Here is a 13,920-nt window from a genome sequence, read left to right as displayed (position 1 = left end):
TCTGCGTTGCGTTCCTTCCGTTACCAGTTGTACGCCACCTTCCCGTAATAGAACGCCCCGCTGTAGCCATAAGGCGAATAGGTGCTGTACGCCAGGTTGCCGCCACTCGACGCAAAGTCGTTGAGCTTTTCAGGGTATTTGTCTGTCACGTTATCCCCTCCCAGGGTGAACACCCAATTCTTGTGCGTGTAATCCACGGCGAGATCCAGAAGCCAGGCTGCACTGAAGGTCTGATCGTTGACCTTGTCTGCCTGATAGCTGGTGAATTCCCCGTAACGGACCAGATTGGAGTGCAGCGCCCACGGCCCGAACGTGAAGTCGTTACCCAGACTGAGCTTGTGCTGCGGCGTGGTATCGCCCAGCAGACCGATACGTTCGCGACGATCAACCCGCACCAGGTTCACGCCCAGTTGATCGAGTATCGCCGGATTGGCTTTTACATCGGTGACTTTGGTGTGGTTGTAGTTGTAGCCGACCGTGCTGTTCCAGCGCACGCCGTTATCGAACTGATAGCGATAGTTAGCCACAAGATCGATGCCGTCGGTGCTGGTGTCGGTGGCGTTGGTGAAGTAGCGGGCACTGGTGTAATTGATGTCGCCCACGCCATTGTTGCGCAGGTAGTTGATCGCGGTGTTGTTGAGCACAAGATTGGACGACAGCGAGATCCGGTCGCGAATGTCGATGCGGTACACGTCGGCCGTAACGGTCAGGTTGTCCAGCGGCTCCAGCACCAGCCCCAGGCTGTAGTTGCGGGACTTCTCTGCTTTCAAGTCTTCGGCGCCGAGCAGTTGCGCAACGTTGCTGCCGGCCGGAAACGTACCGGCTTCCTGAATGGTGTTGCCGATCAGTTGCGACGAGGTGAAGGTGAAATTCTGCTGGGCCAGTGACGGCGCGCGGAAACCGGTGGATACACTGCCACGCAGGGCGACTTGCGGGGTGAAATCGTAGCGTGCCGATACCGAGCCACTGATGTTGGAACCGAAGTCGCTGTAATCCTCGTGGCGCACTGCCGCCGACACGCCGAGCTTCTCGGTCAGGTTGGTTTCAACATCCAGATACTGCGCAAAATTGTGGCGTGAAGCGCTGCCCGCATCGGCCGCCCGGAATCCGCCCAGCCCGGAACTGCCTGTCTGAAAATAAGACTCGGCCTGCCCTGCTTCGATTTGATAACCCTGCCGCAGATACTCGGCGCCGAATGCTACCGACACCGGATACGGCAGCCATGCCGCATTGAATTCCCGCGACAGGTCCAGGCTCAGTTGTTTCTGATCGTTGGTCAGCGTGCCGTTGTCGAACGAGCGTGGCGTGGTCAGACCCAGCGACGTATTGATGGTCCGGGTACGAATCTCGTAGCTGTTCTTGCCGTAGTTGGCCGACAGGTCGTAATGCCAGTCATCCGCCAGCTCACCGCGCAAACCCGCGACCAGCGACGTGTCTTCCAGCGTGCCGTGGATCAGCGGCAGGTAACCATTGGGAAAAATGGCCGGGTTGTTGTTCGACGCATTGCTGGGTCGATAAAACGCAGCGGTTTCACCCCGCCGCTTGCTGTAGCCACCGAAGCTGTAGAACTCCAGCGCGTCACTGAAACTGTATTCGGTGTTGAACTGGACCTTGCCCTCTTCGGTTTCCGGCTCGCCCTGACGAAAAACGCGCTGACCGTAAGTCGTCGATCCGATGCTGGACGCACGCAGGTCGTCGCCGGCCCGGTTGGTGTAATCGTCGTTGGCACCCTCGCCGGACAGATTGAAAAAACCGTTGCTGCCCAGCGCAAAACCGGTATTGCCCGCAACTTGCCGCTGAATGCCATCGCCCTTCTTGTACTGACCATAACGGGTCGAGACCGCACCGCCGTGGTCGGCATTCTTGAGGATGATGTTGATCACTCCGGCAATGGCATCCGAGCCATAACGGGCCGAAGCTCCGTCACGCAGCACTTCGATGTGATCGATAGCGGACAGCGCAATGGCGTTCAGGTCCGCAGGCGCCGAGCCTCGCCCCACCGCGCCACCCAGATTGACGAAGGCCGATGTGTGACGACGCTTGCCGTTGACCAGTACCAGTACCTGATCAGGCGAAAGACCGCGCAACTGGGCTGGCCGGGCCAGCTCGGCACCGTCCACCAGACTGGGCCGTGGAAAATTGATAGAAGGAATCAGGCGTGCCAGCACCGTGCCTAGTTCGCTTGAACCGGAACTGCGCAAGCTGTCGCCGGAAATCACGTCGATAGGCGATAGTGATCCGCTGGCGGTACGTTCCTGTGCTCGAGTACCGGTGACGATGACGGTGCCCAGAGTCGAGGTTTGCGCCTGCGCGTTGTCCTCAACAGTTTCTTCAGCCTTCGCGACCGTGCTGACACCTGCAGCGCCCAGCAGATTTGCCGAGAAAATCGCCGTGGCCAGCACTTTTCGTTTGAAACTCCCCATACCGCAACCCCTTGAATTCCCTTATCCAGAACATCGTGTTCTGGTGACAACGAGCGATCCGTGCGGTGGACGGTGGCGATCATGACGGTTTTATTTGATGTTCCGGTGGACCGATGCGTTATAGCTTAGCGCCATTAAATATCAGGTTTTAAATACCAATAACGCATAAGCTGCTGCCTTTTTGTCTAATTGAAAGGTGCCCGATGACGCATAAAAAAGAGGCCGCATCTGCCTGAGAATGCGGCCCCAAAAGGTGACTGTTCCGAGCCTGACTGCGCCTATCTGGCGGTGATCACCGACAGTTTGGTAATCCCGGCGCGCTCGATGGACGCCATGGCACGCGCCACCTCGCCGTAGTTCACACCGTCGTCGGCCTGCAGTTGCACGCGCACATCCGGCGCTTTTTCCCTGGCGGCCTTGAGGTTGGTTTCCAGCAGGTCCGGCTGGATTTCATCCTTGTTGATGAACAGCTTGCCCTGCCCGTCGATGCTCACCACCAACGGGTCTTTTTGCTCCACCGGAGCAACGGATTCGGTCTTGGGCAGGTTGATCGGAATCGAGTTGGTGAGCAGCGGCGCGGTGACGATGAACACCACCAGCAGTACCAGCATCACGTCCACCAACGGCGTGACATTGATCTCGCTCAGCACTTCATCGCTGTCCTGAGTGGAAAAGGCCATGTCAGGAAGCCTCCTTCACTTTTTGCCCAGTGCCGTTTGCACTTGACTTGAGCACCGGATGCAGCAGCACCCGGAAGGCACTCTTCTGCGCCAGGCTGTAGAAGTCGTGGGCAAAGTCATCGAGATCGGCAACCGTCAGCTTCAGACGGCGCAGGTAGTAGTTGTAAACGAGCACCGCAGGCACGGCGACCGCAATACCGACGCCCGTTGCCACCAGTGCAGCACCGATAGGGCCTGCCACGGTTTCAAGGCTTGCGGAGCCTGCGGCACTGATCCCCTTGAGCGCCGACATGATGCCCCAGACCGTACCGAACAGGCCGATGAAGGGCGACGTGCTGCCGATACTGGCGACAATCGCCAGACCGTTTTCCAGCGATCGACGCTCGCGCATAATCTGCTGACGCAACGAGCGTTCCAGTCGGTCCTGATGATTGATGGACTGGCTCAGGTCGTGGGGCTGCACAGCCTCGTTGACCTGGATGGCGGCGTAACCGGCGAGCGCTACGCGGGCGGCAGCGCCCGGCTTTTCATTGGCCAGCTGCGCGGCGGAATCCAGGCTCGACGCGGCCCAGAACTGCTTGTGAAATGCGCGATCCTGAGCCTTGAGGCGTGAGAACTGCACGCCTTTAAGCAGGGCCAGGCCCCAGGTAGCGACCGAAAAGATCACCAGCAGCCAGATGACGGCGTGTTCGATGGATTCAAACGGCGAAGCAAGTAGGTTCATGGCGCAGCTCTCTCTGAACAAGGCATGGGGTGTCGCGATGCGCCTTTTGTCAGGTAGCCCGCACGGTCAATCGAATACGTGGATTTAGTTGATCTTGAAGTCGATGGGCACGCTGACCCAGCCATCCTGGGCGACATCACCCTGCTTGGCCGGAACGAAGCTCCAGCGTTTCACGGCAGCCAGTGCGGCGTCGTCGAGCGACTCGCGGCCGCTGCTTTTCTGAATCTGGATTTCACCGGGTTTGCCGCTGGCCAGCACGTGTACCCGCAACATCACGGTCCCTTCCCACCCGCGACGCATGGCCAGCGAGGGGTATTCCGGTGCAGGATTGCGTAGATAACCGGCACTGGCCGAAGCTGGCGTGACGGGTTTTGGCGCGGGCGGCGCTGGAGGTGCAGGTGCTGCGACTGGCGGCGCGGGCACAGGCGGCGCAGGCGTGGACTCCACGGGTTTCGCGACCGGCTTCACGACCGGTTTGGGCGGTTGCGGCTTTGGCTTGGGTATCGGCTTGGGCGGTGGCGGCTTGACGGCCAGCTCATCCTCGACCGGAGGCGGCGGCTCGGTTACAGGCTGTACGACAGGCTCGGGTGGCGGCGGCGGTGCCTGCACCGGCGGTGCAGACCTTGAAAATTCGATGGTCATCGGCGGAATTTCCGGCGGCACCACCGGTAACGCGGGCGTCGGCTTTTGACTCAGCCAGTAGATCACCGCGCCGTGCAACACGAGCGCAAACACGCCCAGCAGGATGGCTTCCCGGCGCCCGAGAACAGGTTTGGGATTGCTGTGCAGTCGCGCCGATGACAAGGGGCCACGAAAGGGACGCCCCAGATCAACCAGGTCGCCATTCGGCGTCTGGCGCCATGGCACATCAAGTGCGCTGGCGGCGGTCTGGACATTGCCCATTGATACGCTCCTGTATTTTTTTATAAAAAATCCAGGTTCTGTTGGTATCAGTCACCTTTCCAAAGTTGGTGTGGCAAGGCAATCATGGCTTAAAGGTGCTTGCTCCTTAAAAGAATATTTGGTTCGCTGGTTATTCTTTTAAGAGATATAAACTGGATAGGCGGAATCGGTACAAAGACCGTGGGAGGCGGCTTGCCAGCGATGGCGTCAAGTCAGTCAATGCTGGGCTGCCTGAAAAAACGCATCGCCGGCAAGCCGCCTCCCACAGTTGGCGTCCGCTCAGAAGCTTGCAGAACGAGGGCTTTCCACATCAAGCCGGACGCGACTTGCCCCAGTCACGAACTGGCAGGGAAGCCGCGTACGCCATGGCTTCCTGTCGGGTGTTGAATGAGGCAAGTCGGTCTTTAGGGGTACACACGGTCCAGGGACCGCGGTTGACGCTGATCAGTTGATAGCCGTTGATCTGGGTTTTGGAAAGCATGGGAGCACTCATATTCACCTCCAGTAGCAAGAGAAATATCGTGATGCCCCGCCTACCTTACTCCTGAGCGACCCGTCTGTGCGGGCCGCTCGGCCGACAGATCAATGCCCGCTGTGATCGCCATGACCGCTGTGTGCGTCAGCGGTCAAGGACCTGGCCACCGCTGTCACCTTGATCGACTCCTTCACACCCTTGGCGTTTTCCACGGTCAGGGTCAACGGCACCTGATCGCCCTCTTTGACCTGCGCCAGCAGCCCCATGAACATCACGTGATAACCGTCGGCATCGAGCGCCACGGTCTTGCCCGCCGGCAGGTCCACGGAGGCCACCTGCCCCATGTTCATCACATCGTTTTTCATGCTCATCTGATGGATCTGAACGGTCTTGGCCACGGGCGAAGCGACGTCCACCAGCTTGCTGTCCTCGCTTGCGGTGATGTGCATGAATGCACCGGTTGCAGGCTGACCCGGCACAGTGGCGCGTACCCAGGCATCATCAACCCGTGTCTCGGCAAACGCATGAGCACTCAGCCCCAGCAGCGAGACAGCCAGCAGCATCGGTTTTACGGCGTTACGAATCAGCGTATTCATCAACATACTTCCATCAAAGTGAGCAGATCTTCGGCGCATTGCTGGGCAGACAACTTGTGCGACAGGCCCAGACGCAGCACACCACGGGTGTCATAGACATAGCTGGTGGCGGTGTGTGAGATCGTATAGGTATCGCCAAGCGGGACCTTTTCGAAGAACACACCGAACTCTTTCGCCGTGGCAGCAGTTTCTTCAAGTGTTCCGGACAGGGCGACGAAGGTCGGATCGAACGCCTTCACGTAGGCATCGATCACTTCGGGCGTGTCGCGCTCCGGGTCAAGGGTGATGAACACCACCTGAAAGGTCTTGCCGTCCTCGCCCATCAGCTTTCTGATCTGCGCAGCGCGGGCAAGCGCTGTGGGGCAGATGGCTGGACACTGGGTGAAACCGAAGAAGACCATCGGCATCAGGCCACGAAAGCTCGACAGCGTCTTGACCTCGCCTTTCGGGTCCTTGAGCCGGAAGTTGCGACCGACGATTTCATTGCTCATGTCCTTGCCGTGCTTGAACGGCAAGGCATTGGAATTGCCGCAACCGGCCAGCAGGCCAAGGCTGAGCAGCGAGAGGCCGGAGACGACCTCGCGGCGGGTGAAATTCTGCGTCATGTATTACGTCCCTTGAAGGATAAGGCGCGACCACTGGTATTGAAGCCAGCTGTCGTTCCCGTAAACCGGCAGGCTCAACAGCGTTGATGCCTGACCACAAACGATGAGCATAGGCTTACAGGCTCAAGGCGCTTGCGGCAGGCAACCTGGGGACGCCTGGCGAGGGGCTTGATGTAGCAGGCCTTGAGGCAGACGCAGCCTGACATTCAGGGTACGCGCCAGCCATCCCAGGCCAATGAAGAACAGCAGCGCGAGGGTCAGCTTGCCGGCAAAGGCGCAATCGAACGTGGCCAGTTGCATGACAAGGGCATGGCTGCCCTTGTCCATCGAAGGAAAAGAAGCGCCGACATCACCGCAGATATCGTCCGCTGAAACCGACGAAATGGCCGACAGCATCTGCCCATGACCGAAACCGCACGCAACGCCATTGAACAGGACGAAGCCGTACAGCATCCAGGCGATGAGCGAGCGGTGGGTTCGGACGAAATTCATGGCGGCGAATTTAACACTCAAGGGTGCTGGCGAACACCGCGAATGCTGTTACAAAAAACGTGCTGGAGCGCGAGCCGTGCTGCTGCGGGCTGCAGTGAGGGTGCGACAAAACGGCACAGGCACGCTTACCACTGCTCCATTCTGGAGTCGCTCTTATCAAACAACCTGTAAACCACTGAAGAAATGAGATTTTGTGGGAGCGGACCGGGCGGCGTTCCGTTTGTCCGCGAAAAGGCGGTACATCCGACAAATATGCAGTGGCTGAAATACTGCATTCGCGGACAAGTCCGCTCCCACGACGCCCGGTGTTTGCTGCGCGACAGCGCTACGTCGAAGACGTGGTGGCGCCTCCCACAATCCATCAGCCGACGCGGGCACCGTGCATGAACAGTTGAATCAACATCGCCCCCATCCCGGCGCGCGCCACCCGCCCGCGCCGTTCGGCATCGACCAGACCGAACAACAACGAAGCGAAGGTTTCAGTAAGCACCGCAGCGCTCATATCGATTCTGAACAGCCCTTCCCGCTGGCCACGTAGAAAGAAGGCATCCAGCGCATCGGAATACGGTAACCAACGACGTCCGCCACAGCTTTCGTCCATGGTGTCCGGACGCCATTGAAAGACCAGAAACACCAGCATTTCACGATGAATGAGGTGGTTGTCGACCAGACGTTGCAGCGCTTCGACATGAGGCGCGTGCTCCAGATCAGCCTCGGCGATCATCTGATTCATCAGGTCCGAGGCATGATTGAGCAGCATTTCAATCAGGTTGGCGCGGGTGCCGCAGAACCGGTTGAGCGTTGCCTTGCTCACACCGGCCGCCTGGGCAATGTCCTTGAGCGTGCCGGCAGGATGGTCTACCAGCGCAACGGCAAGGGCTTTCAAAAGCTTTTCATCAGCAGCGGTCAAGTCCATTGGTTGCTTTTTTACCTCTTCGGGTGGAATGCGGCGCGCATTGTGCAGAAGACAGCCTGTTTTCACAAAAGCCATTAACATTTGGTCACGAAAGTATCACGTGAGTCAATATTGACTCATCTGATTACAGCGTAGATCATTCGCGGCTTTAGCGTCTGATGGGCCATGCCCGGGTGAGATATGAGTACATTGCGCGACTGGCGTAGGTTGTCGATGGTTACGCTGCTGTCTGCGGCGGTTCTCGCCGGTTGCGAGCAGAAGCCCCAGCAGGACCAGAGCGCCGCAACTGCTCCCCGACAGGTCGAGTCGGTGGCGGTGAAAACCGAATCCCTCACGGTCATCAACGAGCTGCCCGGACGCGTCGAACCGGTCCGCGTCGCTCAGGTGCGTGCCCGCGTTGCCGGCATCGTGCTGACCCGCAATTTCGAGGAAGGCGCCGATGTAAAGGCCGGCGCCGTACTGTTCCAGATCGACCCGGCGCCATTCAAGGCCGCCCTGTCAAAGGCGCAAGGCGATCTGGCCAGAACCGAAGCCACGCTGTTCGAAGCCCGGGCCACGGTCAAACGCTATGAATCGCTGGTGGAAATCGAGGCGGTCAGCCGCCAGACCTACGACACCGCCCGCGCCACGCTGCAAAACGCTGTCGCTGCCAAACGCTCGGCTCAGGCTGACGTGGAAACAGCACAGCTGAACCTGGGTTTTGCGACGGTCAGGGCACCGATTTCGGGCCGCATCGGCCGGGCTCTGGTCACCGAGGGTGCATTGGTGGGCCAGGCGGAAACCACGCTGATGGCGACCATCCAGCAACTGGAACCGGTGTTTGTCGACTTCACCCAGCCCGTCGCCGATGCACTGCACATGCGCGCCGCCATTCAGGAAGGTCGCCTGCCCAAGGGCGGTGAAGATGCATTGTCCCTGAGCATCGACGGTACCGATTACACCAGCACCGGCACGCTGCTGTTTACCGACGTCGAAGTGGATCGCACCACCGGGCAAGTGCTGTTGCGCGCACGCTTCGCCAACCCTCAAGGCGTGCTGCTTCCCGGCATGTATGTGCGGGTACGCACGCCACAAAGCGTCAATGCCAACGCCATTCTCGTGCCGCAGCGCGCTGTACAGCGTTCCGGCGACGGCACGGCTCGCGTGCTGGTGATCGGCCAGGACGGCGCGGTCGAGGCCCGCCCCGTCAAGACAGGCGCAATGCAGGACTCGCGCTGGCAGATCACCGAAGGCCTGAAGGCCGATGAGCAGGTCATTGTCGGCAACATGACCGGCATCAACCCGGGTGACAAGGTCGTCCCCAAATCGCAACCCGCCCAACAGCAGGCCAAGGCTCAGTAAAGCCGCCTTCAGCGCGATCGAGGATCACCTTCCATGTCCCTGTTCTTTATCCGGCGGCCCAATTTTGCCTGGGTGCTTGCCCTGTTCATCCTGCTGGCGGGGCTGATGGCCCTGCCCGCCTTGCCTGTAGCGCAATACCCCGTGGTCGCGCCGCCGCAGATCACCATCACCGCCACCTACCCTGGCGCTTCGGCGAAGGTGCTGGTCGATTCGGTCACCAGCGTAATCGAAGACGAGCTCAACGGCGCCAAGGGCATGCTGTACTACGAGTCGACCAGCAACTCGACTGGCTCCGCCGAGATCAACGTCACCTTCAATCCGGGCACCAATCCGGACATGGCTCAGGTTGAAGTCCAGAACCGGATCAAGAAAGCCGAAGCCCGTCTGCCGCAGCCTGTGCTGAGTCAGGGCTTGCAGGTCGAGCAAGCCAGTTCCGGGTTCCTGATGATCTTTGCCCTGAGCTATACCGGTGACACGGCCAACAAGGACACGGTGGCGCTGGCCGACTACGCGGCGCGCAACGTCAACAACGAGATCAGTCGGGTGAACGGTGTCGGCAGGCTGCAGTTCTTCGCCGCCGAAGCGGCCATGCGCGTCTGGATCGATCCACAGAAACTGGTGGGCTACGGCCTGTCGATCGATGACGTCAACGCCGCGATCCGCGCCCAGAACGTTCAGGTGCCCGCCGGCAGTTTCGGCAGCACACCGGGTTCATCCCTGCAGGAGCTGACCGCGACCCTCGCGGTGAAAGGCACGCTGGATAATCCGGAAGAATTCGGACGCATTGTGCTGCGCGCCAATCAGGACGGCTCCACCGTCCATCTGGAAGACGTCGCCCGGCTGGCCGTCGGCAGTCAGGATTACAACTTCGAATCGAGACTGGATGGCAAACGCGCCGTGGCCGGTGCTATTCAGCTGTCGCCCGGCGCCAATGCCATCCAGACCGTGAAGGCCGTCAAGCAGCGCCTCGACGAGCTGTCGGTCAACTTCCCGGAAGGCGTCGAGTACTCGATTCCTTACGACACCTCGCGTTTCGTGGACGTGGCCATCGACAAGGTGATCTACACCCTGATCGAAGCCATGGTGCTGGTGTTCATGGTGATGTTCCTGTTCCTGCAGAACATCCGTTACACGTTGATTCCGACCATCGTGGTACCGGTCTGTCTGGCCGGTACGCTGGCGATCATGTACGTGCTGGGTTTCTCGGTGAACATGATGACCATGTTCGGCATGGTGCTGGCCATCGGCATTCTGGTGGACGACGCCATTGTGGTGGTCGAAAACGTCGAACGGATCATGGCCGAAGAAGGCCTCTCCCCGCCCGCCGCCACCGTCAAGGCCATGGGACAGGTGTCTGGCGCGATTCTGGGCATCACTCTGGTACTGGCAGCGGTGTTCCTGCCACTGGCGTTCATGGGCGGCTCGGTCGGGGTTATCTACCAGCAGTTCTCGCTGTCGCTGGCCGTGTCGATTCTGTTTTCGGGGTTCCTCGCCCTGACCTTTACGCCAGCCCTGTGCGCCACGCTGCTCAAACCGATCCCCAAGGGTCATACCGAGAAGCGCGGTTTCTTCGGCGGCTTCAACCGTCTGTTCGGCAAACTCACCGACCGTTACGATCGGGTCAACTCCAGCCTGATCAAACGTGCTGGCCGCTACATGCTGCTGTACGTCGGCATCGTCGGGCTGCTGGGTTTCTTTTACCTGCGTCTGCCCGAGTCGTTCGTGCCCGTGGAAGATCAGGGTTACCTGATCATCGATGTGCAGTTGCCGCCAGGCGCGACCCGTCTGCGGACCGATGCCACGGCGAAGCTGCTGGAAGATTACATGCTGTCCCGGGAAACGACAGACGCGGTCACCATGCTGCTGGGCTTCAGTTTCTCCGGCATGGGCGAAAACGCCGGTCTGGCCTTCCCTACCCTCAAGGACTGGTCGGAGCGCGGCGACGGACAATCGGCAGCGGACGAAGCGGCGGCGTTCAACCAGCATTTCGCCGGTCTCAGCGATGGTACGGTCATGGCGGTCACGCCACCGCCCATTGAAGGCCTCGGCACCTCAGGCGGTTTCGCCCTGCGCCTTCAGGATCGCGCCGGACTGGGCCGTGAAGCCCTGCTGGCAGCGCGCAACGAACTGTTGGGCAAGGCCAACGGCAACCCGAAAATTCTTTACGCCATGATGGAAGGTCTTGCAGAAGCACCGCAATTGCGCCTGAACATTGACCGCGAGAAGGCCCGCACCATGGGGGTCAGTTTCGAATCGATCAGCAGTGCGCTGGCGACTGCATTCGGCTCTTCGGTGATCAGCGATTTCGCCAACGCCGGCCGCCAGCAACGCGTGGTGGTGCAGGCCGAGCAAGGCGCACGGATGACGCCTGAGAGCGTGCTTCAGCTGTATGTGCCTAATAGCAGCGGCACGCTGGTTCCCCTCGGCGCATTCGTGTCGACACATTGGGAAGAAGGCCCGGTGCAGATTGCCCGTTACAACGGCTACCCGGCGTTCAAGATCTCGGGCGACGCTCCGCCGGGTGTCAGTACTGGCGAGGCAATGGCTGAAATCGAGCGCATCGTCTCGCAACTGCCGCCGGGCATCGGTTATGAGTGGACCGGCCTGTCCTATCAGGAAAAGGTTGCCAGCGGTCAGGCAACCGGGCTGTTCGCCCTGGCGCTGCTGGTGGTGTTTCTGTTGCTGGTCGCACTGTACGAGAGCTGGGCCATCCCGCTGGTGGTGATGCTGATCGTGCCTGTAGGTGCGCTGGGTGCAGTGCTGGCCGTCACGGCGGTGGGCCTGCCGAACGACGTGTATTTCAAGGTCGGCCTGATCACCATCATTGGTCTGGCGGCGAAGAACGCCATTCTGATCGTCGAGTTCGCCAAGGAGTTGTGGGAACAGGGCCACTCTCTGCGTGATGCTGCGATGGAAGCCGCGCGTCTGCGCTTCCGGCCCATTGTCATGACCTCGCTGGCGTTCATTCTGGGTGTCGTGCCGCTGACGCTCGCGACCGGTGCAGGCGCTGCGAGTCAGCGGGCCATCGGCACCGGGGTGATCGGCGGCATGCTCAGTGCGACGCTGCTGGGCGTGGTGCTGGTGCCGATCTTCTTCGTCTGGGTGCTGTCGGTACTGCGCCGCAAGCCTCATCAGCAAGTCGTCGACGACAATCCGGGTCAGGACAAGGTATCGGGGGACTGAGCCACAAGCGCGCCATCATCTGTTGGATGATGGCCCTGGGTCCAGGCGGGAACCGTATCGGTGACGATCTCGGAGGCCACGCTGACCCGGTTGCGTCCCTGGGATTTGGCGGCATACAGCGCCCGGTCGGCCAACTGGATCAGCCCGCGCTGATCCATATGCCGATCAGTACCGACGAATGTGGCAACGCCCAGGCTGACGGTGACGATTTCAAACGGGCTTTGCGGGTGTTCGATGCGCTGTTCCTGAAGCTTTCGCAGGATCGCCTCGGCCACCTTGCAGGCGTTCGCCTCATCGGTACTTGGCAGCACCACGGCAATTTCCTCTCCGCCATAACGCGCGGCAATATCCCCAGGTCGGCGAATGCACTGCTCGACCAGCCGGCTGATGGCAACCAGGCATTCATCGCCTGCCAGATGGCCGAAATGGTCGTTGTAGCGCTTGAAATGGTCGGCGTCGATCAGGATCAGTGACAACACGCCGCGCTCGCGGCGGGCGCGCTTGAATTCGATGTCTATGAACTGATCGAAACGACGACGATTGGCCAGCCCGGTCAATTTGTCTTCGGAGGCGATCAGTTCGAGATTCTGGTTGAGTTCGATCAGGGCGGCCTGGGACAGTCGCAGTTGCTCCTCGACCCGGATGCGGCTGTGAATGTGCACGATCAGACGCACGCCGAGACCGACTACCAGTACCAGCAGCACCATAACCAGCAGCAATGACTGTTTGGCCTGTACCAGCCAGGCATGCATGGCTTCCTGTTGGCCCAGCGCAACCACCGTCACCAGAGGATATACGTTGCTGCGCTGGAAGGCGTAGAAACGAGGAACGCCGTCGAGCCTTGAAACGAAATCGACATAGCCAGACTTTTTATCGGAAAAGAGGCTGAAGATGGGTGTGGAGGACAGGTCACGACCAATGTCCCCTTCTCGATAGGGAAACCTGACGTGCAATCGCCCTTCCGAAGTCGTCAGGCTGATGACACCTGAATTCCCGACCTGAATGTCTGAATAGAACTTAAGCAGGTGGTCGATACCAATGGTTACCACCATCAGGCCCGCGAAACCGCCGTCAGGATGATTGATCCGCCGACTCACAGAAATCACCCACTGGCCGTTTGCGCGACTGCGGATGGTCGGCCCTATGAAAGACGCACGTCCGGGGTTCTCGACATGGTGCCTGTAGAACTCGCGGTTTGTGCTGTTGATGCCGACGGCGTTGCCATTGGTGGAGAAGGTGCAGATCCCTTCGGCGTTGTACAGCGACACGCTGCTGATCTGCGGCAATGCGCCCATCTGCCGGGCGATGATCGAGCGCAGGCGCTCGATCTGGTCAGGCCCGGCACCTTCTTTTTCAACGCGTTCGGTCAGGCCGAGAAGCATCACCTCGCTCTGCTTGAAAATGCCGTCGGTATAAGTACTCAGCGCGCTGGCCAGGTTTGCGCTGTTGGTCTGGATGTTTTCGAAGGTCTTCTGGCGTGCCGTCCAGGTCTGCCAGGCCATGAGCAATACGACACAAACACATGTCGTACAGATCAGCCAGGAGGCAAGTCTGAGATCGCGTTTCAAAACCTGCCTCCGCG

Annotated in this window: 12 protein-coding genes; 2 read left to right on the top strand and 10 right to left on the bottom strand. The window is 59.9% G+C overall.

What is annotated here, in order from left to right; genetic code table 11:
- Positions 1–20: 20 nt before the first annotated feature.
- The 9 genes from CFBP1590_RS11365 to CFBP1590_RS11325 all read right to left on the bottom strand — a co-directional run bounded on the left by CFBP1590_RS11365 (position 21) and on the right by CFBP1590_RS11325 (position 7,814).
- Entirely contained in the window at positions 21–2,423 is a 2,403-nt protein-coding gene (locus tag CFBP1590_RS11365) for a TonB-dependent receptor plug domain-containing protein (RefSeq protein ID WP_088235029.1), read from the bottom strand.
- A 278-nt stretch (positions 2,424–2,701) separates the two neighbouring features.
- Positions 2,702–3,103: an ExbD/TolR family protein gene (locus CFBP1590_RS11360; protein ID WP_029243516.1), complete on the bottom strand. Its 402-nt coding sequence runs from the start codon at positions 3,101–3,103 to the stop codon at positions 2,702–2,704.
- Between the two features lies 1 nt (position 3,104).
- A complete protein-coding gene (locus CFBP1590_RS11355) occupies positions 3,105–3,827 on the bottom strand; it encodes a MotA/TolQ/ExbB proton channel family protein (protein ID WP_088235028.1) in 723 nt (240 codons plus the stop codon).
- A gap of 84 nt (positions 3,828–3,911) precedes the next feature.
- On the bottom strand, positions 3,912–4,730 hold the full coding sequence (locus CFBP1590_RS11350; RefSeq protein WP_088235027.1) for an energy transducer TonB: 819 nt from the start codon (positions 4,728–4,730) through the stop codon (positions 3,912–3,914).
- 310 nt (positions 4,731–5,040) lie between these two features.
- Complete coding sequence (locus CFBP1590_RS11345; RefSeq protein WP_058431586.1) at positions 5,041–5,223, bottom strand: hypothetical protein; 183 nt, start codon at positions 5,221–5,223, stop codon at positions 5,041–5,043.
- 89 nt (positions 5,224–5,312) lie between these two features.
- Positions 5,313–5,807, bottom strand: coding sequence for a copper chaperone PCu(A)C (locus CFBP1590_RS11340; RefSeq protein WP_179302826.1), 495 nt, complete (start codon positions 5,805–5,807; stop codon positions 5,313–5,315).
- Positions 5,801–6,406 carry an SCO family protein gene (locus CFBP1590_RS11335; RefSeq protein WP_004886461.1) on the bottom strand — a complete coding sequence of 202 codons (606 nt, stop codon included), beginning with the start codon at positions 6,404–6,406 and terminating at the stop codon, positions 5,801–5,803. Before CFBP1590_RS11335 ends, CFBP1590_RS11340 begins: the two co-directional genes overlap by 7 nt.
- A 123-nt stretch (positions 6,407–6,529) precedes the next feature.
- The gene (locus tag CFBP1590_RS11330) at positions 6,530–6,898 is read right to left on the bottom strand and encodes a hypothetical protein (protein WP_088235025.1); all 369 of its coding nucleotides are present in this window, start codon (positions 6,896–6,898) and stop codon (positions 6,530–6,532) included.
- A 361-nt stretch (positions 6,899–7,259) separates the two neighbouring features.
- Positions 7,260–7,814, bottom strand: a complete 555-nt coding sequence (locus tag CFBP1590_RS11325) for a TetR/AcrR family transcriptional regulator (protein ID WP_088235024.1) — start codon at positions 7,812–7,814, stop codon at positions 7,260–7,262.
- A 180-nt stretch (positions 7,815–7,994) separates the two neighbouring features.
- Between CFBP1590_RS11325 and CFBP1590_RS11320 the strand changes: the two genes are divergently transcribed.
- Both CFBP1590_RS11320 and CFBP1590_RS11315 read left to right on the top strand, forming a co-directional pair.
- Entirely contained in the window at positions 7,995–9,155 is a 1,161-nt protein-coding gene (locus CFBP1590_RS11320) for an efflux RND transporter periplasmic adaptor subunit (protein ID WP_032652123.1), read from the top strand.
- A 33-nt stretch (positions 9,156–9,188) separates the two neighbouring features.
- On the top strand, positions 9,189–12,338 hold the full coding sequence (locus CFBP1590_RS11315) for a multidrug efflux RND transporter permease subunit (RefSeq protein WP_088235023.1): 3,150 nt from the start codon (positions 9,189–9,191) through the stop codon (positions 12,336–12,338).
- Here CFBP1590_RS11315 and CFBP1590_RS11310 read toward each other — a convergent pair.
- The gene (locus tag CFBP1590_RS11310; protein WP_029243523.1) at positions 12,314–13,906 is read right to left on the bottom strand and encodes a sensor domain-containing diguanylate cyclase; all 1,593 of its coding nucleotides are present in this window, start codon (positions 13,904–13,906) and stop codon (positions 12,314–12,316) included. The genes CFBP1590_RS11315 and CFBP1590_RS11310 overlap by 25 nt on opposite strands.
- Between the last annotated feature and the right edge of the window lie 14 nt (positions 13,907–13,920).

It is taken from the genome of Pseudomonas viridiflava (genome assembly GCF_900184295.1).
Taxonomy (GTDB): domain Bacteria; phylum Pseudomonadota; class Gammaproteobacteria; order Pseudomonadales; family Pseudomonadaceae; genus Aquipseudomonas; species Aquipseudomonas viridiflava.
This window is presented reverse-complemented; position numbering and strand designations above follow the sequence as displayed.

What these genes read in the sequence shown, in the direction of transcription:
- CFBP1590_RS11330 (WP_088235025.1), bottom strand. Translation starts at nt 6,898, where the DNA reads ATGAATTTCGTCCGAACCCACCGCTCGCTCATCGCCTGGATGCTGTAC.
- CFBP1590_RS11325 (WP_088235024.1), bottom strand. Translation starts at nt 7,814, where the DNA reads ATGGACTTGACCGCTGCTGATGAAAAGCTTTTGAAAGCCCTTGCCGTT.
- CFBP1590_RS11315 (WP_088235023.1), top strand. Translation starts at nt 9,189, where the DNA reads ATGTCCCTGTTCTTTATCCGGCGGCCCAATTTTGCCTGGGTGCTTGCC.
- CFBP1590_RS11365 (WP_088235029.1), bottom strand. Translation starts at nt 2,423, where the DNA reads ATGGGGAGTTTCAAACGAAAAGTGCTGGCCACGGCGATTTTCTCGGCA.
- CFBP1590_RS11355 (WP_088235028.1), bottom strand. Translation starts at nt 3,827, where the DNA reads ATGAACCTACTTGCTTCGCCGTTTGAATCCATCGAACACGCCGTCATC.
- CFBP1590_RS11340 (WP_179302826.1), bottom strand. Translation starts at nt 5,807, where the DNA reads ATGTTGATGAATACGCTGATTCGTAACGCCGTAAAACCGATGCTGCTG.
- CFBP1590_RS11345 (WP_058431586.1), bottom strand. Translation starts at nt 5,223, where the DNA reads ATGAGTGCTCCCATGCTTTCCAAAACCCAGATCAACGGCTATCAACTG.
- CFBP1590_RS11350 (WP_088235027.1), bottom strand. Translation starts at nt 4,730, where the DNA reads ATGGGCAATGTCCAGACCGCCGCCAGCGCACTTGATGTGCCATGGCGC.
- CFBP1590_RS11360 (WP_029243516.1), bottom strand. Translation starts at nt 3,103, where the DNA reads ATGGCCTTTTCCACTCAGGACAGCGATGAAGTGCTGAGCGAGATCAAT.
- CFBP1590_RS11335 (WP_004886461.1), bottom strand. Translation starts at nt 6,406, where the DNA reads ATGACGCAGAATTTCACCCGCCGCGAGGTCGTCTCCGGCCTCTCGCTG.
- CFBP1590_RS11320 (WP_032652123.1), top strand. Translation starts at nt 7,995, where the DNA reads ATGAGTACATTGCGCGACTGGCGTAGGTTGTCGATGGTTACGCTGCTG.